Origin of the sequence: Prosthecobacter dejongeii (assembly GCF_014203045.1) — a bacterium.
In the GTDB taxonomy this organism is placed as follows: domain Bacteria; phylum Verrucomicrobiota; class Verrucomicrobiia; order Verrucomicrobiales; family Verrucomicrobiaceae; genus Prosthecobacter; species Prosthecobacter dejongeii.
The window spans coordinates 129,822-147,997 of record NZ_JACHIF010000003.1; the positions used below are offsets into that span (position 1 = coordinate 129,822).

13 protein-coding genes are annotated in these 18,176 nt (G+C 61.1%); 7 read left to right on the forward strand and 6 right to left on the reverse strand.

Going from position 1 to position 18,176, the window contains the following annotated elements:
• Positions 1-47 precede the first annotated feature (47 nt).
• The gene (locus tag HNQ64_RS08490) at positions 48-1,544 is read right to left on the reverse strand and encodes a sodium:solute symporter family transporter (protein ID WP_184207491.1); all 1,497 of its coding nucleotides are present in this window, start codon (positions 1,542-1,544) and stop codon (positions 48-50) included.
• Positions 1,545-1,914: 370 nt separating this feature from the next.
• Here HNQ64_RS08490 and HNQ64_RS08495 point away from each other — a divergent pair, with 370 nt between their 5' ends.
• The 7 genes from HNQ64_RS08495 to HNQ64_RS08525 all read left to right on the forward strand — a co-directional run bounded on the left by HNQ64_RS08495 (position 1,915) and on the right by HNQ64_RS08525 (position 11,670).
• The gene (locus HNQ64_RS08495; RefSeq protein WP_184207493.1) at positions 1,915-2,907 is read left to right on the forward strand and encodes a polysaccharide deacetylase family protein; all 993 of its coding nucleotides are present in this window, start codon (positions 1,915-1,917) and stop codon (positions 2,905-2,907) included.
• Complete coding sequence (locus tag HNQ64_RS08500) at positions 2,904-4,169, forward strand: glycosyltransferase (protein ID WP_184207494.1); 1,266 nt, start codon at positions 2,904-2,906, stop codon at positions 4,167-4,169. Before HNQ64_RS08495 ends, HNQ64_RS08500 begins: the two co-directional genes overlap by 4 nt.
• Positions 4,166-5,884 carry a glycoside hydrolase domain-containing protein gene (locus HNQ64_RS08505; protein ID WP_184207496.1) on the forward strand — a complete coding sequence of 573 codons (1,719 nt, stop codon included), beginning with the start codon at positions 4,166-4,168 and terminating at the stop codon, positions 5,882-5,884. Before HNQ64_RS08500 ends, HNQ64_RS08505 begins: the two co-directional genes overlap by 4 nt.
• The gene (locus tag HNQ64_RS08510) at positions 5,881-6,993 is read left to right on the forward strand and encodes a GNAT family N-acetyltransferase (protein ID WP_184207498.1); all 1,113 of its coding nucleotides are present in this window, start codon (positions 5,881-5,883) and stop codon (positions 6,991-6,993) included. The genes HNQ64_RS08505 and HNQ64_RS08510 overlap by 4 nt, the downstream gene beginning before the upstream one ends.
• Positions 6,990-8,192, forward strand: a complete 1,203-nt coding sequence (locus HNQ64_RS08515) for a glycosyltransferase family 4 protein (RefSeq protein WP_184207500.1) — start codon at positions 6,990-6,992, stop codon at positions 8,190-8,192. The genes HNQ64_RS08510 and HNQ64_RS08515 overlap by 4 nt, the downstream gene beginning before the upstream one ends.
• A 27-nt stretch (positions 8,193-8,219) precedes the next feature.
• Positions 8,220-10,631 (forward strand): exopolysaccharide transport family protein, encoded by a 2,412-nt coding sequence (locus HNQ64_RS08520; RefSeq protein ID WP_184207502.1) that lies wholly within the window; start codon positions 8,220-8,222, stop codon positions 10,629-10,631.
• Between the two features lie 76 nt (positions 10,632-10,707).
• Entirely contained in the window at positions 10,708-11,670 is a 963-nt protein-coding gene (locus tag HNQ64_RS08525; protein ID WP_184207504.1) for a PEP-CTERM sorting domain-containing protein, read from the forward strand.
• Between the two features lie 1,159 nt (positions 11,671-12,829).
• Here the strand turns inward: HNQ64_RS08525 and HNQ64_RS08530 are convergent.
• The 5 genes from HNQ64_RS08530 to HNQ64_RS08550 form a co-directional block, all read right to left on the reverse strand.
• A complete protein-coding gene (locus HNQ64_RS08530; RefSeq protein ID WP_184207506.1) occupies positions 12,830-13,861 on the reverse strand; it encodes a PIN/TRAM domain-containing protein in 1,032 nt (343 codons plus the stop codon).
• Between the two features lie 59 nt (positions 13,862-13,920).
• On the reverse strand, positions 13,921-15,597 hold the full coding sequence (gene ilvD / locus HNQ64_RS08535; protein ID WP_184207508.1) for a dihydroxy-acid dehydratase: 1,677 nt from the start codon (positions 15,595-15,597) through the stop codon (positions 13,921-13,923).
• A gap of 107 nt (positions 15,598-15,704) precedes the next feature.
• On the reverse strand, positions 15,705-16,592 hold the full coding sequence (locus HNQ64_RS08540; protein ID WP_184207510.1) for a hypothetical protein: 888 nt from the start codon (positions 16,590-16,592) through the stop codon (positions 15,705-15,707).
• A 167-nt stretch (positions 16,593-16,759) separates the two neighbouring features.
• The gene (locus HNQ64_RS08545) at positions 16,760-17,443 is read right to left on the reverse strand and encodes an LmeA family phospholipid-binding protein (protein ID WP_184207512.1); all 684 of its coding nucleotides are present in this window, start codon (positions 17,441-17,443) and stop codon (positions 16,760-16,762) included.
• Between the two features lie 94 nt (positions 17,444-17,537).
• On the reverse strand, positions 17,538-18,029 hold the full coding sequence (locus HNQ64_RS08550; RefSeq protein WP_184207514.1) for a LysM peptidoglycan-binding domain-containing protein: 492 nt from the start codon (positions 18,027-18,029) through the stop codon (positions 17,538-17,540).
• Positions 18,030-18,176: the final 147 nt, after the last annotated feature.

Here is an 18,176-nt window from a genome sequence, read left to right on the forward strand (position 1 = left end):
GAGTGGCCCATGAAACGAAGCGTGGGCGCAGAAGTTGCGCGGGAAAGTTAGTCTTCATCGTTCCGCTGCTGCCAGGTCAGGCCTTTCAGCTCGGTGACGGGCCGGCGCGGCGTGAAGAAACTCAGAAGGAAGGCGAGGCACATCGTCACTCCCGTCCCCACCGAGGTGATCCACAAAAAGGAAAGATTCATCTGAAGATTCACCACCACGGATGCCGCAAAACCCAGGACCGTGGCGATCAAAATGGCCTGCGCACCCACGCGGCGGATGAAGATGCCGCACAGGAACATGCCCAGGATGGGCCCACCGACGAGGCCGATGATCTTATTTGTCACCTCCACCAAAGTGCCCAGAGTCCCCACCACAAACGCCAAGCTGATCACCAGCACGCCGTAGAGCAGCGTCCACAGGCGCGCCTGCCAGATCTGCCGTTCATCCGTGGGCAGGGGCTTGTCCGTCAGCCGCTGTTGGAAATCAATCATCGTCGCCGAGGCCAGGGAATTTAGCCCAGCGGAGATCGTGGACATGCTGGCGGCAAAGATCGCCGCCACCAGCACACCCGCCATTCCTGTGGGCAGCTCATGCACCACAAACCAGGGCAGGATTTGATCCGCCTTGTCGATGGCGTGCGTGGCCAGGGGATCGGGATGATGATTGTAAAAAGCCCGCAGCACCGTGCCCGTGCCATAGAAAAGCCCCAGCACGGGCACCAGCACGATGAGCTTGTACCACAGCCCCCGCTGCGCCGTCTTCACATCCTTCGCCGTCATGTAGCGCTGCACCGCCACCTGGTCTGTCGCCATCTGCACCAGATTTAAAACCGCCCCGCCGAGGATCACGCCCGCCCAGGTGAGACGGACGGTGGGGTCCCAGCTCGCCACCGGCATCGGCTGCCCGTGCGTTTGTGCCACGTGGATCACCTCGCCAAAGCCTCCCGGTATCTTCCCCACGGCCACCAGCAAGATCACAATCTGCCCGCCAAAGAGCACGCCGAACTGCATCACATCCGTCCAGATCACCGCCTTCATCCCGCCCATCATCGTGTACAGCGTGGTCAGGATGCCCGTGGCCAGGATGGAGAACTCCAGAGACAGCCCTGTGGCCTGTTGCAGCGCCAGCGCAGGGGCATACGTGGCCGCGCCTAACCATAAAAGCACCCTCAAGATAAACAGGCCTGAAGCCAGCAGCCGCGCAGGCAGTGAAAAGCGCTCCTCCAGGTATTGATACGCCGTGATGAATCGCGCCCGGTAAAAGAACGGCAGGATGAAAATCGTCGTGACTGGCGTGGCGATGAAGAACGAAAACAGCACCCAGCCAAAGGCCAACCCATTTTGATACACCTCCGCCGGGCCCCCCAGATAACTGATGCCGGAAAACATGGCCGCCATCACCGAGATGGCCACCACCACACTGCCCATGCTGCGGCCTGCGAGAAAGAAATCCTTCATCGTTCGCTGCTCCTTCACAAACAGCAGGCCCACCAAAACGGAGGCCACGAGGTAGCCCCCAAAAAAAAGGTAATCCATCCAGGTGAAGGGGCTCATGACTCAGCAAAAAAAGTTAGACTAGCTGGGGCCAGCCGCCAGCGGCTGGGATCTCATCCGATTTCAGATTTCACTCGTGCCTCCAGGGTCAGCCTACTCTTTCTCAGAGAAAACCGCCTCCCGTGCACCCCAGCATACGGTCCACCTAGCCGCGGTCATGCGCCCACATCACATAAAGCTGGGATGACATCATGAAACCATGCGCCAGCCAGAGGCGCATCATCCGCGTCTGTGCTCCTCTCGGGTCAAAGAATCACGCAGAGCCTGGGCTAGACTGGGCACCTAGGGGGCGGCGTGCGGGCGCAGGAAAAATGATGAGAACTCATTGATTATTAGCTAATTTTTGATAATTTTACATAATTATTATAATTTGAACTTCTTCCCTGCCAGCTTTCCCCGAGGTGGCCAGGCCGCTAAATCAGCGGTCCTGGTGCTGGCTGGCGTCGCCGCGCGGGCCCGCCAGCGGCTCGCCGGGCAGGGGAGCGTCCTCGCCTTTCACGGCCTGCGCGCAGAGGCTACCCCCGTGGGAGTGCAGGACAGCAGCCTGCATCTTCCCGTGGGCACCTTTCGCGCCCTGTGCCAGCACTTAGCTGCCCATTATCACGTCATGCCGCTGGTGGAGATGGCCACCCTTTTGCAGGCGGGGCAGGCGCTGCCCCCGCGTGCGGTGGCCCTGAGTTTCGATGACGGCTACGCCTCGAATTATCACCTCGCCTATCCCCTCCTGCGGGAGTTCCACCTGCCCGCCACCATCTTCCTCACCACCGGGTTTCTAGATGGCACCTCGCCCCTCTGGTTCCAGCAGGTAGATCTGGCCCTGTCCTCCCAGCAGCCCACCGCTTCCTCAGCCTCTCTTGGGGAAACCCTCGCCGAGCTCAAAGCCCTGCCAGATGCCCGCATGCGGGAAAAAGTACAGTCGTGGGTCAAAGATCTGCCCCCATCCCCCGCTCCCGCCGTGACTCAGCCGCTGAGCTGGGACCAGGTGCGGGAAATGCAGGCCAGCGGCCTCATCCACTTCGGCGGGCACACCCACACGCACCCCATCCTGGCTCGGTGCACGCCCGAGCAGCAGCGGGAGGAGATTTTCACCTGTCGCCGCCGCATCCTGGCGGAGCTGGGGCAGGCCCCTCGTATCTTTGCTTTCCCCAATGGCGGCTCCGGAGATTTCACACCTGAGACCCTAGCCCTCCTGGCGGAGGCTGGATTCGAATCTGCCTGGACCATGGTCAGTGGCCGCGCCACGCCTGCCTCCCCCTGCCTGAGCCTGCCGCGCTACGGCGCCCCGGAATCGGTCTGGGAACTGGAGGCCACCGTCTCGGGTGCCTTTGAGCTCTTGCGCCAGTGGAAAGGAGGCCGCGCATGAGCCGCCTCCTCAAAGTCCCCCACTGGTTGCGGCCGCTTTTCGCCTGGGTGGAAAATACAGGGGCCAAGGCGGAACGTTTAGCCCCGCTCATGCGTCAGAGGCAGGTGCCCACAGCGCCGCCTTCCATGCACACGCCCCAGACCCTCGTCCATTTCATCGGCGCTCCCGGCGGTGGTGGCGCAGAGGCCATGCTGAGAAATCTCGTCTCCGCCATGGATGCCACCCGCTGGCGCACCGTCGTCATCGTCATGGATGGGCGCGCGTGGCCAGAAGACATGGAAAAACTGCGCAGCGCCGGGGCGGAGGTGCATGACCTCCAGGCCACGGGTTTGCTACGCAAGGATACCCTCACCCGCTTGATCCGCCTGCTGCGGCAGATCCGCCCAGACGTGGTCCAGACCTGGATGCACCATTCGGACTTTGTCGCTGGCTGGTGCGCGCGTTTGGCCGGGGTCAAACACATCGTCTGGGGCATCCATTGCCGTGAAATCCACCGCAGCCCTGGAGACTCAGACCTCAAGATGGCTGTGTTTCGCAAGCTCATCGGCCTGTCCTCCCAGGTCATCCCGCAGCGCATCATTTCCTGTTCCGCCGCAGCCCTGGAGGCCCACGTCCCACTCGGTTATCCCCGCCAGGCCATGACCTGGGTGCCCAATGGCATTGATACCGCCCGCTTCGTCCCAGATGCCCAAGCCCGCGCCACGCTGCGCCAGGAATGGAAAGTCCCGGCTCAGGCACCGCTCATCGGTTACATCGGCCGATTTCATGAGATGAAAAATCTCGCCACCTGGCTGCAGGCCGCCGCTTTCTTGCAGGCGCGCAGGCCGGAAACACACTTTTTGTTATGCGGGGGTGAGGAATGGGAGCTGGAGGAATGCGCCCGCGCGGCCCTCTCCATCATGCCCATTCGCAGTCAGGTCCATTTCATCCCCTTCCGCCCAGACCCCCAGCGCGTGTACCCCACCCTGGACATCTTTTCCCTTTCCTCCCGCACGGAAGCCTGCCCCATGACGATCATGGAGGCCCTCTCCTGTGGGGTCGCCTGCGTCACCACGGATGTGGGAGACTGCGCGCTGCTTTTGGAAGGCGTGGGCCGTGTTGTCCCCGTCAAAGATGCCGAGGCCCTGGCCAAAGCCTGGGAAGACACCCTCGCGCAGCCGCCTTCGCCCGAAACCCTCCGCCACCACGCCGTGACCCGTTTTGACATCGCCGTGGCTGCCCAGGGGTATGCCCAAGTTTACCAGGAGGTCTTAGCCGCATGAAAGCTGCCCTCCTCGCGCTTCTCATCTTCACCGGTGCCGCGCAGGCAGACCTCAGCGTGACCTGGGTGGATGCCATGACGCGCGTCTCCCGCACGGAGCCGCAGCCCCTGGTGCAGACACTCGCCCTCCAAGCCGCCCGTGGGGAGTGGGAGGCCCTGCAACTCGTCGTCACAGGACCGCCTGCTGAGCTGCGCACCCTCAGCCTAGAAGCCACGGACATCACCGGCCCTGAGGGGAAAACCCTGCCCGCACCCACCCTGCTGCGGGAGCACTACGTGCGCGTCTCTAAGTCCACCCCCAAGTCCCCCTTGCCAGCCGGGGACTATCCAGACGCTCTGGTGCCGCAGAGCTTTGCTTGGCAGGAATTGCCTAACGAAAAGAGTGTCAATCAACCTCACTGGGTGGATGTGCATGTGCCCTACACCACCCCCCCGGGCGTTTACAAAGGCGAGGTCAGAGTCCTCGGCCCAGGTCGTCTCTTCCTCGCCACCCGCCAGTATTCGGTCACCGTCCTGCCCTTTGACCTCCCCGTCATTCCGCGCCTGCGCACCTCCGTCATGGCGCTGTGGCGTCGCGTGGCCGAGGTGCATGGATTTGATCGGCAAAAAGAGCCGCCTTCGCCCGAGCTTCTCGCCCTGCTGAATGAATACTACGACCTGCTGGCCCAGCACCGTCTCAGCATTGATCAGACCTACCCCACCTACCCAGATGGCAGCACGGGCAAGATCCATGAAGCGACCGTCGAGGCCGGCATGAGAAAGCAGTTGCTGCACCGTCACGTCAGCACGCTCAGCCTCCCCATCTGGCCGGAGTGGCCCTTCCGCGATCCTTTGGAAAAAGATCGCAAAGAGGCCATGGCCTACGTCGCCACCTGGATGAAGCTCATGAAGAAGCTGCACAGCGAATCTCGCGCTTACGTCATCATGGGGGCCCTGGATGAGCCGAACGATGCCGAGGCCTATGCGCGGGTGCGGCGCTGGGGAGATTTCTTCAATGAAGTGGAGGCCACTCACCACCTCAAAATACCTCTCCTCATCACGGAGCAACCCACCCCGGACAATGCCTGGTGGGGCCGCCTGGATGGAAATGTGGATATCTGGGTGCCGCACTTTTCCCAAGTCTGGCAAGACATGGAATCGCCTAACGGCAAGCGTGACATCGCCCGCCGCATCGCCGCCGGGGAGGAAGTCTGGTGCTACGCCGCCCTCGTTCAGATGCCGGAAGACTGGGAAGTCGCCCATGGCAATCCCCCGCAGCTCAAAGCCTCCAATCCCCCCGTCTGGTGCCTGGACTACCCGGCCATGAATCATCGCGTGCTCGCCTGGGTCATGCCGCGCCATGGCATCACAGGCTTCACCTACTGGGACACTCTTTTCGCCAGCCCTGGAGTGGATGTGTGGGCAGATGCCGGCACCTTCCACCACACCGAAGACCGTGTTTACAATGGCGATGGCAGTTACATCTACCCCGCCACTCAAAAGCAGCACGGAGCCCACATGCCTGTGGCCAGCATCCGTTTGAAATGGCTGCGGGAAATGGCGGAAGATTACGACTACCTCATGCTGGCGAAGGACCTAGGCCTGGAAAAACAAGCCCTGGAAATCGCCGCCACCTTTGCCCGGGGTTTTGGGGATTGGGAAGATGACATGCCCAAGCTGTATGCCGCGCGGCGAAAGCTGGCCGAGCTCATCAGCACGAAAGGAGGTGGCCAGTGAGGCTGGACATCATCCGCGATGAGGCGGACTTTTTAGCCCTGCAACCCTGGTGGGATGCCTTGCTGGAGCAAAGCGCCACGCCTACGCCCTTCTTGCGCTGGGACTGGGTGCGCCTGTGGTGGGAGATCTTTCACGAAGGCTTCCAGCTCGCCATCGCCGTGCTGCGGGATGCCCAGCAGAGGCCCCTGGCCATCGCCCCACTCATGATCGGTGCAGAGCCTGCGGGCATGCGCCGTCACCTCCAGCACATCGGTTTCCTGGCGGGTCTGGGAGAGGTCAAGGGCGAGCGCATGGACTTCCTGGTGCCACGTGGGCGTGAGGCCGAGCTGACGCCCCTGCTCTGCCAGGTCTTCCCCCTCCTAGCCGCCGAGTGGCAGGCGGTGAGGCTGAACAAATTGCCCGAAGATTCGCCTAACAAACTGTGGATTGTAAGGGCGCTGAATGAATGCACCACGGGTGCCAGCGTCCTCCTGCGCACGCAGTGTTTTTGCCTCAGCCTCACCCCTGACTGGCCTGCTTTTACGCGCTCCATGAAGAGTAAACCCCGGCGCGAAGTCGCCCGCCGGTTAGCCGCGTTGCAGTCGGAGTATGACTTTAAAGAAGTCCTCGTCACCGCAGCGGATGCTGAAAGCCGATTGGAGGAATTTGCCGCTCTTCACCGCCACCATTATCCTGAAAACGTGAGTTCCTTTCTCGCGCCCGCAGCTTGGCGGTTTCATCGCCAGCTAGCCCTGAAATGGATCACCACCGGGCGCGCCATGATCCCCTGCCTCACCATCGGCGGGGAGATGGTCGGCGGCGTTTATGGCTTCATCGAAGGCGATGAATTTTTCTATTATCAATCCGGCTGGCACCCGCAGTACGCGCGCTTTTCCATGGGGCGGCTCAGCTTCCGCTGGGCGGTGGAAAGCTGCATCCTCAAAGGCCTGCGCCTCTTTGACATGCTGCCCGGATCTTACCGCTACAAACGCGAGTGGGCGCACACCTCGCGTTACGTTCTGGATCTGGAAGCGTATCAACCAGAGAGCCTGCGGGCCACGCTTTTCCGTTCCGTCCGCCACCTCAAGCGCCTGCTTCCTGGCCACACCCCTTCTTTGATCACCGCATGAAAGTTCTCGTCCTCACGGCAGATGCCAACACGCTCGTTTACCATCGCGGAGATCTCATCCGCGACTTCGCAGCGCACGGTTGTGAGGTGGTCACCTCCGCCGCGGAGGACTACCCCCATGTGCGAAAATACCTGGAGGCTGCTGGCGTGCGCCATGAGCCGATCCGCATGGTGCGCAGTCGGGTCAATCTGGCGAAGGATTGGATCACCTGGTGGGACATGTTCCGCCTGTTTCGGAAAGAGCGGCCCGATGCCTTGTTCGCCTACACCATCAAGTCCGTGGTCTATGGCTGCGTGGTCGCGCGTTTGGCCGGCGTGCCGAAGGTGTATGCCTTGCTCCCCGGCCTGGGCTTCACCTTTGTGAAACCTGAAACGCTGAAGCAGACGCTCGTTCAGTGGGTGTCCAAGGCTCTGCACCGCTTCGCCCTGAAGCGGGCGGATGTCATCTTCATGCAGAACCGGGATGACGTGCAGCTTTTCACCGATCTCAAAATGCTGCCCCAGGGCGTGCCCGTGCATGTCACCGCAGGCTCGGGCGTGAATCTGGAGGAGTACCCCCACGTGCCGCTGGAGGGCGATGCCGACATCGCCGCAGGGCGCATTCGTTTCGTCCTCGTCAGCCGCCTCCTCATCAGCAAAGGGGTGGAGGTCTTTGCCCAAGCTGCTCGTCAGATCAAAGTTCGTTATCCCTTGGTCGAGTTTCATCTCGTCGGCCCCTTTGATCCGAATCCTAACCGCGTCTCTGAGGCGGATGTGGAACAGTGGGTCCGGGAGGGCACGCTGGTGCATCACGGCATGGTGCGGGACGTGGCCGGGCTGCTGCGGCAGATGCACGTTTTCTGCCTGCCCACCTGGTACCGGGAAGGGGTGCCCCATGCCTCCTTAGAGGCCCTTTCCACAGGCCGGGCCATGATCACCACCGACTCCGTCGGTGCCCGTGAATGCGTGCCTACGGGGGAAAATGGCTTCCTCGTTCCGCCTCGGGACGTGGCCGCCGTGGTGAAAGCCATGGAATTTTTCATTCAAAATCCGGACCAAATCATCCGCATGGGGGAGGCCAGCCGCCGCCTCGCCCGGGGGGTCTTCGATGTGAAGATCGTCAATCAAATCATCCTTCGGGCCATGGAAATCGAACATTCCAGCGCCAATCCTGCCCAATCTCCCACGTCTGCTCCTTGCCCCCTCCAGGCAGGTGCATGATGGTACTTCCCTTTCACCGTTCCTGCCATGTCTTATCAACTCGCCCTAGACCCACACCGCAGTGCCCCAGGTACTCCCGGTGCGCCTCAGGGCCTCGTCCCGGTGGCCCCTGGGTCCCTGGGCATGCCGCTCGGCCTACCGCAGGTGGACACTAGCCCCTACCTCTCCACCCCGCCGCCGCAGTTCAGTGAATCCGTCATCAGTCTGGTGGACTTGGTGGGTTATCTGAAAAAACGTTGGTGGTTAGGCCTCTTCATCGGGCTGCCTGCGGCCGCGCTCATTTTCTACATCCTCGGCATGGGGGCGAAGGTCTATGAGTCTGAGGCAAAGCTGCGCCTGCGCCTGCAGGACACGAACGTTTTTAACTTCAATGAAATGGGCCGCCAGGGCGTCACAGAGCTTAGCGCCCCGCAGTTGATCAACAACCACCTGACGGAGATCAAGTCCCGCAAGTTTGCCGATTACTTCTACGCCCGCTTTGATGAAACCAAGCGCGACGCCTTCATCAAGGATGAGCTGAGCACGCTGGGGCGGAAGGATCAGTTCCTCAAGTGGATCGGCCTTTACACCCCCTCCGTCCCGCCGCCACCTGGAGACGTCTTCGCAGAAAGCGTGGGCGAATCCGTCCGGGTCGAGCCCCAAAAAGAATCCCACATCCTGCGCATCCTCGTGCGCAATCGGAACCCTCACCTCGCCGCCGACCTCGCCAATGGCTTCGCTCAAGAGTACATCCGTTTCTTCGGCGAACAGGAAAGCGGCCAGACGCAAAGTGAGCGTGACTACCTGCAAACCAAGGCCGACGAACTCAAGCAGCGCCTGGAGATCAGCGAACGCAAACTCTCAGAATACCGCAAGAGCGAAAACCTCATGCAGACCAATGAGACCCTGGACGTGGATAGCGATAAAGTGCGCCAGCTCATGACGGCCATCACGAATGTGGAGATCCAGCTCGCGAAGGCGAAGAGCGACCTCCAGAGCATCCGCACCACCCAGCAGGCCGGGCGAGATCTCCTGGAAGTGAAGGTGGTGGCAGACAATCCCGACGTGGCCTTCAACCGCAAGGAACTGGAGGCTGCCATGACGGAGCGTAAATCCCTGGAACCGCTGTGCGGGCGCAGGCATCCGCAGATGGTCGCCCTGGCCAATCGCATCGAGTCCGCCCGCAAGGCTCTGGATCAGGCCTCCATGGCCGTGGTCACCATGGCTGAAACGGAAGTCACGAGCCTGGAACGCCAGATCACCGACTTTAAAAAACAACTGGAGGCCACACGCGGTCAGGTGCTGGACCAGAGCGGCAAAAACGTCGAACAAAAGATGCTCAGTGACCAGGTGGCCGCAGATCGCGACATGTATCAGACCCTCGTCAAGCGGCTGAATCAGGCCGAAGTCACCGGCAACTTCAAAGACAGTGGTGCCCTCAGTTTGTCAGACATCGCCACCGCGCCGGACAAGCCCGTGAAGCCGAACAAACCCGTGGCTGCAGTCGCTGGGCTCCTCGTTTTTGGCATGATCTTCATCGGCCTCCCCGTGGGCTGGGGCCTCATGGATGACCATGTTTTTAAACTCATGCGGCAGAAGGGGTCCCCCTCGGCCAATATTCCCTCCGTCAAAGAAGTGCCGCACATGCCTGCCGCCTCCATGCCGCGCCCGCCTGGCAGCCCGGCCCCCAGCACCCTGGCCTATGCGCCCTCCCCCATCGCACCGCCTGCTCCAGTGTTTAGCCAGCCTTCCCGCGCCCATCCCCCCATCGTCGCACCCGTGACCAATCAGGCCCCCGTGCTGGCCTACCTGCCCTTGATCGGCCCTGGCAATCCCGAAGTCATGCTGGGCCAGCTCCTGCGCCCAGAGCCCCACGGTGCCGCCGGGGCCCTCTCCCAGCTCACCACCACCCTGGAAATGCAGGCGCTGAAACGCAGTGGTTTCGGCGGCATCATTTTGCTGACCAGTGCCGAGGCCGGTGAAGGCAAGACCCTCTCCGCCGCCGCCCTCGCGGCCGCTTTCTGCCACCAAGGGCGCAGTGTCTTCATGATGGAGTGCAACGCTGTCTCCCCCACGCTGCACCAGTGGTTCCCCCACGCCACCCACCACAGTTCCTGGGCCCATGATCTGGAGTCTCTGCGTTATGGAAAGACGAATCTCTTTCTCCTCCCCGCGCACGATCTCCCCGCCTACGCCACCAACGAATTGCTCGACGGGTACCGCTCCTGGATTGATCGCGCCCGCCAGCAGGTGGACTGGATCATCCTCGACGGGGGCCCCATCTTGAAAAACTTTGCCGATGTCGCCCCACTGGCCCCGCTGGCCACGGATGTCTTGATCGTCAACAACCCCAGCGTTTCCAGCCCGGCCAAACTGCGCGCCGCCATGAGCCTCCTCCAGCCCATGATGAGCAGCAGCGCCTTCCGTGGCATGATCGTCCATGGCCAAGCAGCGAGTTGAACCAATCGTCCCGGCCTAACCAGCACTTTGTCATCTCCTTGATTGTGGATTTTATGGTTTTGGTTATATTTACCGCATGAATTCGGGCAAATCCGCCACATCTCGTCACTCCTACCTGGGGCGGATTCTCCTTTTCAGCCTTTCCTGCTGCCTGACCGCCCAGGCCGTGATCATTCGAGATAGCGGAGATCCCCTCGCCAATACCAGTGCCCCCACCGGCCAGTATGCAGACAGTGGCTGGGCCTACCAGGGCGAATACGGCGACTTTCTGGGCACCATGATCGCGCCGCAGTACTTCATCACCGCCCAGCACATCGGCGTCTCAGCCTCCCCCACCTTCACCAGCACCGCCACCTTCAATGGCCTGGCCGATGTGACTTATACCATCGATAGCGCGGCCAATGGCGGGCAGGGTTTCTGGAACATCGCGGGTACGGACCTCCGCGTTTTTAAAATCAACGAGACCTTCTCCACCTACGCGCCGCTCTACACCGGCAGCAGTGAAACGGGACTGGAAATGGTGGTCTTCGGTCGCGGTGGCCCACGTGGTGCCGAGGTGGAACTGGGCGGAGACCTGAAAGGCTGGTACCACACCGGCGCAGACGGCCTCACGCGCTGGGGGGCCAATACCGTGGAAGGCATCGTGGGAGATTACCTGCGGTCCGACTTTGACAATGTGTTAGGCCAGAACGAATCCAGCCTCTCCGTCGGCGATTCCGGCGGCGCCGTCTTCGTCAATGACGGCGGCATCTGGAAGCTCGCGGGCATCAACTACGGCGTCGAAAAAGACTTCGATACCAATGCCACGCCCGGAGATAACAGTGAATTCGAAGCTGCCCTCTTTGACCGGGGCGGTTTTTACCAGGGCAGCGATGGCGGCGGCTGGTCTCTCGCGCCCGACTCGGCCGCCAATTCCTACGCCTCCCGCATCTCCACGCACGTCACCGAGATCCAAAACATCGCCCCCGTGCCCGAGCCCGGAAGCCTGTGCCTGCTCACCCTCGGCAGCCTGCTCGTCCTCCGCCGCCGTCGCTCCTAAAGTCTTTTCCGCAAACGCGGGTGGATTCCGAGCGAATGAAGGTCGTTTGGTCTGCCGTGGACGAAGGTGATAAGACATCCCCCCTCTCCCCAGGAACTGGGGAGCAGGGCCAGGGGTGAGGGGCGGTGGAATGGTCTCGGGGGTGGAGTACAGAGGAGTCGTTTTGGGGAAAAGGGCACCCTTTTGCGAACGAGGTTCTGTTTGCTACGACCACCCCCTCACCTTGGCCTCTCCCCAGTTCCTGGGGAGAGGGAACGCGCTTTTGGAAACTCTTCATGAAAGAGTGAACGAGGGTGGACTGAGAACGAATGAAGGTTTGTGTGGTCTTCAGCAAACGAATGCAAAAAGACATCCCCCTCGCCCCGCTTGCGGGGAGAGGGCCAGGGGTGAGGGGCGGTGGAATGGTCTCGCGGGTGGAGAGCAGAGGTGTCGTTTTGTGGAAAGCGGTCACTTTCCACAAATTAAATCCCGCCGCCTTCCACTTACCCCCCATCGCGCCGGAGGGGCGCGAGAAGCGCACTCGGTCCGAGACGCCCTCCCCTCCTCACCTCCGACACCGCAGGCCCGCCGACGGAGCGCGAATATCCTATTCGCCTCACTTTCCCAGCGCGCCCGGAGTCCTCCACGCCGCCGTTCGCCCCTTTTTCCCCGACCGTCCTGCGTGCGGGACGGGACGACAAGGCACGGAAGCTCCAGCCAGCGGACCTTTTTTCCTCATCAGGGCGCGGACGAGGGTTTCTCGCGCCCCTCCAGGGCGCAGCGGGTAATGAGGCGTTGTTGGTTAGGCGGAGACCGGGGGTTGCGCTCGTGCCTCGCTGCACCCCCGGCTATTCTTCTTTCGCCCCTCCAGGGCGCGAGAAACGTGCTCGGACCGAGACGTCCGCCCCTCCACACCTCCGACACAGCAGGCCCGACGACGGAGCGCGAATATCCTATTCGCCTAATCTTCCCAGCGCTCACGGAGTCCCTCACGTTGCCGTACGCTCCATGGCGGACGATGCGCTATGGGGCGGACGGAGGCTTGGCGAGCGAGAACCCCCGGACCTGCGCATAACCAACTACGCGTCAAAGCCCAAGCGCCCCGGAGGGGCGCGAGAAGGGGGGCGATCCAGCTTCGAGGTGTTCTCCGCGCTCGTCCTACCTCTCGCGAGGTGTCCGTTTATTTCTTCAGCTCGGCAAAGATCAGTCGCCCAGCCGAGGTGGGGAGGGCCCCGGAGATGCTGATTTCAACCGTCTGGCCCAGGAACGCCGCGGCTTGGTTCACCACGATCATGGTCCCATCGGCCAGGTACCCCACCGCCTGGTGTTTATCCTTGCCGGGTTTCGTCAAGGCCAGAGACAGCTCATCACCGGGGCTCAACTGCGGCTGCAAGGCCAGAGATAAATCATTGAAACTGAGGACAATGATGCCACGCAGCCGCGCCACTTTGGCCAGATTTTCATCGTTCGTCAGCAGGCGCGCATTCAGCTCGCGCGCCAGAGAAACCAGCCGGGTATCCACGGAGATGGCCCCATCCCGCAGGGTGCCGGGGGGATCTTCGTGAATGGAAAGCCGCAGGTCACTGAGGGTGCGCATTTTCTCCATCACCTCCAGCCCTCGCCGCCCACGAATGACTTTCTGGGCATCTCCAGACTCCGTCAGCCGCTGCAGTTCATCCAGCACAAAACGCGGCACCACCAGGGCCCCACTGAGGAACCCGGTCTGGACGACCGCCGCAATGCGTCCGTCAATGATCACATTCGTATCCAGCAGCAGAGGCTCACCTTCGGAGCCATCGCGGCGGAAGCGCACGTAGGGAATCAGAAAGGCGAACTGATCCCGGTCACTGCGCAGGGCAAAGGTGACCCCAAAAAACGCGAGCGAGGTGTAAATGAGGATCTCCACCACATTGCGCACCGCTTCGCCATCGGCCATGGACTGGAAATAACCGAGCTGAAAAACGCCGATGCGCGTCACCAGCCAGGCGCAGAAAAGCCCGATGGCCAGGCCAAACGTCGCGTGGGAGAAATCCCGCAGGCTGAAGCGAGTGAAGAGAATGTCCAACGCCAACAACAGCCCCATGATCGCCGCGCCTGTGAGGGCACCCATCCAGGCCGGTTGTTGAAAACCCAGCGAGATGGTGATGCCTGTGAAGACGAACAGGGCAAAGAAGAGGGCTCGCACGAGCCGGATGGACCACATGGAATTCATTCGGGAAGTTGCACCACTCTATAAGCTCCCGCGTTGTGTGACGAGGATAAAGAAACTCTTCACGCTTCACGCATGACCCAGGCCGAAACGCAGCCTTCATGCGCCTGCAGAGCGGTGGCGGCAAAGTCCGCCAGGTAGCCCCGGCCGGGCATCGGCTTCACACACGCCGTGGTGCGGGTGGAAAGATCGGCATGAAGGTGGATGGTGCCCTCCAGGAGATCGAATTCGATCTCGTCCCCGTCTTCAATGAAGGCGATGGGGCCCGAAACGGCTGCTTCGGGAGAGCAATGAATGCCCATGACCCCGTGAGAAACCCCCGAAACACGGCCATCGGAGAGGAAAGCCACCTGGCCATCCAGCTCAGGCACCGCCAAGGCTGCGCTGGCCACGAGCAGCTCCGGCATGCCTGCGGCGATGGGCCCCACACCCCGCAAGACCACGAAGTGGCCAGGCTGGATTTTTTTCGCAGCGGCGGCATCGGACACGGCTTTCACGCTGTCAAAACAGATGGCCCGGCCTTTGAATCGAGGGCTTTGGCGGGAGGAAACTTTGAAAACCATGCCGTGCGGGGCCAGATTGCCAAAGCAGATCTGCAGGTCGGCATAGTCTTTGAAGGGCTGGCCCAGGGGGGCGATGAGGTCTTGATCCAACGGCACATCTGGGCAGTGCGCCACATTTTCGGCCAAGGTTTGGCCTGTCACCGTGAGGCAGGAGCCATCCAAAAGCCCGGCTTTGAGGAAATGCCGAAGCAGCATGGCCGTGCCGCCGATGCGATGCAGGTCTGCCATGGTGCCGCGCCCACGCGGGGCAAAATTGCAATAAACGGGAGTGCGACGGCAGATGGCCTGCATGTCCCGCAGGGTAAAGTCCACCCCGGCTTCACGCGCCACGGCCAGGATGTGTAGCACACCATTGGTGGAGCCGCCCATGGCCGCAATGGCGGTCATCGCATTCGTCAGAGCGGCTTTGGTGATGATGCTGCGGGGCCGCAAATCCAGCTCCAGCAGGCGGCGCATGGCCTTGCCCACACGCAGGCAGTCGTCTTTTTTAGCCGCGTCCACCGCCGGGATGGAGGAGGTATCCGGCAGGCTGAGTCCCATGGCTTCCAGGGCGATGCCCCAGGTATTGAAGGAGGCCGCGATGCCGCAGCCGCCCGCGCCAGGGCAGGCAGCCCGGATGATGTCCTCAGACTCCTGAAAGCTCATGCTGCCGTTGTTCGCCTGGGCTTGTGAGTCGTAAGAATCCAGAATGGTGATGGGCTTGCCCGCATGGCAGCCGGGCAGAATGCTGCCGCCGTTGACGATGAGGCCGGGGTAGTTCAGCCGTGCCAGGGCCATGGCAAAGGCGGGGCCGTTTTTATCGCAGTGATGCACGCCGATCATGCCATCGTAGCAATGCGCGCTGGTGATCATCTCGGCCCCATTGGCCATGAGATTGCGTGAAACCAAGGAGGAGGCACCACCTTCGTGCCCTTGGGTGATGTTGTCGCTGACACCGGAAACGCCGAAGGGGAAGGCGATCAGCCCGGCCTCGGCACAGCCTTGCTGGATCAGTTTGGCCACCTCATAGGCCTTCATGTTGCAGAGGTTCCCATCGAGAAGCGGCGTGGCGATGCCGATCTGGGGTTTGTCGAAGTCTTCCGCCTGGAAGCCCAGGCCCCAGTAGAAGGATTTAACGCCGCGCTGCCAGCCGTGAGTGAGGGAAGAGGAGTTCCAGTTGAGGGGAGAAGTCGCCATGGTGATCGGGCAAAATAGCGAGTCGCAACGCCACCACCAAACAAAAACTCCCGACCAGGAGCCCTGGTCGGGAGTTAGGTGAAGGAATCTTGAAGACTCCGACAGAATTAGAAGCTCACGCTCAGCTTCACGCCGCCGAAGATTTCGTTGTCTTCGGTGTTGTTCAGGTGACGGGTGTCAAGAGAGATGTTGTAAGCGATGTAAGGGGTCAGCGTGGCGCTCTTGGTCAGCTTGATAGGAGCGGACAGAGAAGGGATCACGTGAGTCAGACCGCTCTGGTGGGACTGGCCAACGATCGTGTAGTAGTTGGAGAAGCCGTAACCTGTTTTGACAGCAGGAACGAGGCTCAGCCAAGAAGTGATTTCGATCGGAAGGTCAGCACCGACTTCAGCGTAGGAAGCACCGATGGTGAGGTCATAGAAGAAACCAGCGTAGAAGTTCACTGGACCCAGAGGGGCAGCGACTGTCATACCGACTTCTTCAACGCCGCTCACGTTCAGTTCGCCACCGCCGTTAGGGATGCCGAAGTTCGTGCCGGAGAAACCGTCGAAGAACTCATAGTGGGTGTAAACCAGACCGAACTTGGCGAAGCCAGCGTCGTAGGTCAAGGAGGTGGAGAGGTCGAGCTCGGAGTAGTCGAAGTCACCAGCGCCGTCCACACCGCCGATGCCGGCGTTGGAGGAGGAGGTCTCAACGGTGGTGGTGTACAGAGCACCGAAGCCCAGGGAGAGCTGTTCCGTGAGCGGGATGCTCAGGGACAGGCCAGTCCAGACGGTGTTGTCTGCGAACCAGAGGCCGCGGAAGTAATAACGGGTGTCGTAACCCACTTCGAGGGTTGCGCCAACGGTGTCAAACAGTGCGCCAGACTCTTCTGGAACAACTGGGGTGACGCCTTTTGCAGGGGCGGAGGTGCCGGCGAAAGCGCTCAGGCTGGCAGATGCAGCGAGAACGAGTGCCGACTTCGTGATGACGGAGGTCATGCTCTTCAATTTCATGATGGTCGATTTTGGTTTGTTGATGAGATGGAGGTTGGTCCGGGAGACCTCCCACCGTGCCCTTCAATTAAAGCACCCCATGTGCCATTGCCAAGCATCTTTTTCTGAAAATTATTGAGCAGTTCACAATTCGGTTGTCCAAGGAAATGCCGTTGAGGTTCAATCTCTTACTCCGCGAGGACGATCCTCAATCCTTCAGAAGTGATTTTAAGGCTCTGAATTCCGGCCAGGAATCTTTGCAGACCCGGATCTTTTTCCAGGTTTTCTCCGGCGAGGTTCACTCCTTTAATATATCCTAACCAAGCATTGGGCATGGGCAACCCTCCCAGCCGCACGTCATTGACCTGCAGAGCCACTTTTTTCTGGTCATCCATGCGGGCGCTGAGGTTCACCCCCAGACGAACCGTGGTCCCCGAGATGAGGGGCAGCCCTGCATCTGCCGGGACAGGGGCCAAAACGGTGGCGGAGATGCTATCGGTCCCCAGTTGGACCTGCACGGTTTCTCCCAGGTTCTGGCTTGCTAGGTAAGCGTTGATCTCCTTCGCCGTGATGACCAGGGTGCGTTCGTTTTCGCCTGGAGAGGTTTCAGGCTGGCTGGCAGGTGCCGCGCTGGTTTCCAGCACGTGCAGTTTCGCCTCCAGCATCTGCTGTTCCTGGTTGGTCAGGCTGACGGGCTGGATGAGATCCGCGTAAATATTGCGCTTCACCCACCACGCCGTGGCTGCGGCGGTGAGGCCACAGCCCAAAAGTAAGATGCCGCCGACGATCAGCAGCTTTCGCTGCCACGAAGAACCAACGCGTGGAAGGGGGCGGGAATCGGTAGCAGCAGGGATGTTGGGCGGAGTTTCCATAGGGTGCAAACGGGTTGACGGGTGGACTGAATCGTTCATTCGACAGCCTCCGCCATTCCACGTTGGCACTTTCTATGGAACCGGCTGGGGCTGCTTACGGGATTTTCAGGCTCTGGCCAGGGCGGATGAGGTCGGATGACATGCCATTGGCCGCTTTGATCTTGGCCACGGTGGTGCCGCGTTTTTTGGCGATGCCGTAGAGGGTATCACCCTTGGCCACTTTATAACTACCGCTGGATTTCTTGGCGGTGCTTTTCTTCGCGGTTGAAGACTTCGACTTCGAGGAACTGGCGGTCTTCTTGGGCGTGCTGGAGGTTTTAGGGGCAGAGGTGGGGGCGTTGAAAGCGTACGGATCTGCCTCTACTGGCGCGGGTGGCGGCGTGTAGGTGGGCGGGGAGGTGTAGCCACCTGTGGTGCTGCCAGAGCTGCCTGGATACGGATTGTAACCGCCGTCGTTGCCGTAGTTTGACACGTACGGGTCCGTGCTGCCGGACTGCTGGCTAAAGGGGTTTTGACCATTTTGGCAGGAAGTCAGCAGGGAGCCGATGGCGAGGATGGGCAGGAGGCGGATGGCAGTGAACATCATGGGGCAGGGAGTTGAGAAATCCGGTGTGACAGACTGAGTATGGTTTTCGCTTTGCTATGTTCAACATGAAACCTTGAGGGCTGTGGCTGCGTTCTCTTCTGCCCGCGCTGTGAAATCGCTGCAAAGCAAGTCTTGCGGTTTCCCCGG

Coding starts and splice junctions, on each gene's coding strand:
- HNQ64_RS08525 (WP_184207504.1), top strand. CDS start 10,708: ATGAATTCGGGCAAATCCGCCACATCTCGTCACTCCTACCTGGGGCGG.
- HNQ64_RS08530 (WP_184207506.1), bottom strand. CDS start 13,861: ATGAATTCCATGTGGTCCATCCGGCTCGTGCGAGCCCTCTTCTTTGCC.
- HNQ64_RS08545 (WP_184207512.1), bottom strand. CDS start 17,443: ATGGAAACTCCGCCCAACATCCCTGCTGCTACCGATTCCCGCCCCCTT.
- HNQ64_RS08550 (WP_184207514.1), bottom strand. CDS start 18,029: ATGATGTTCACTGCCATCCGCCTCCTGCCCATCCTCGCCATCGGCTCC.
- ilvD (WP_184207508.1), bottom strand. CDS start 15,597: ATGGCGACTTCTCCCCTCAACTGGAACTCCTCTTCCCTCACTCACGGC.
- HNQ64_RS08505 (WP_184207496.1), top strand. CDS start 4,166: ATGAAAGCTGCCCTCCTCGCGCTTCTCATCTTCACCGGTGCCGCGCAG.
- HNQ64_RS08520 (WP_184207502.1), top strand. CDS start 8,220: ATGTCTTATCAACTCGCCCTAGACCCACACCGCAGTGCCCCAGGTACT.
- HNQ64_RS08490 (WP_184207491.1), bottom strand. CDS start 1,544: ATGAGCCCCTTCACCTGGATGGATTACCTTTTTTTTGGGGGCTACCTC.
- HNQ64_RS08500 (WP_184207494.1), top strand. CDS start 2,904: ATGAGCCGCCTCCTCAAAGTCCCCCACTGGTTGCGGCCGCTTTTCGCC.
- HNQ64_RS08540 (WP_184207510.1), bottom strand. CDS start 16,592: ATGAAATTGAAGAGCATGACCTCCGTCATCACGAAGTCGGCACTCGTT.
- HNQ64_RS08515 (WP_184207500.1), top strand. CDS start 6,990: ATGAAAGTTCTCGTCCTCACGGCAGATGCCAACACGCTCGTTTACCAT.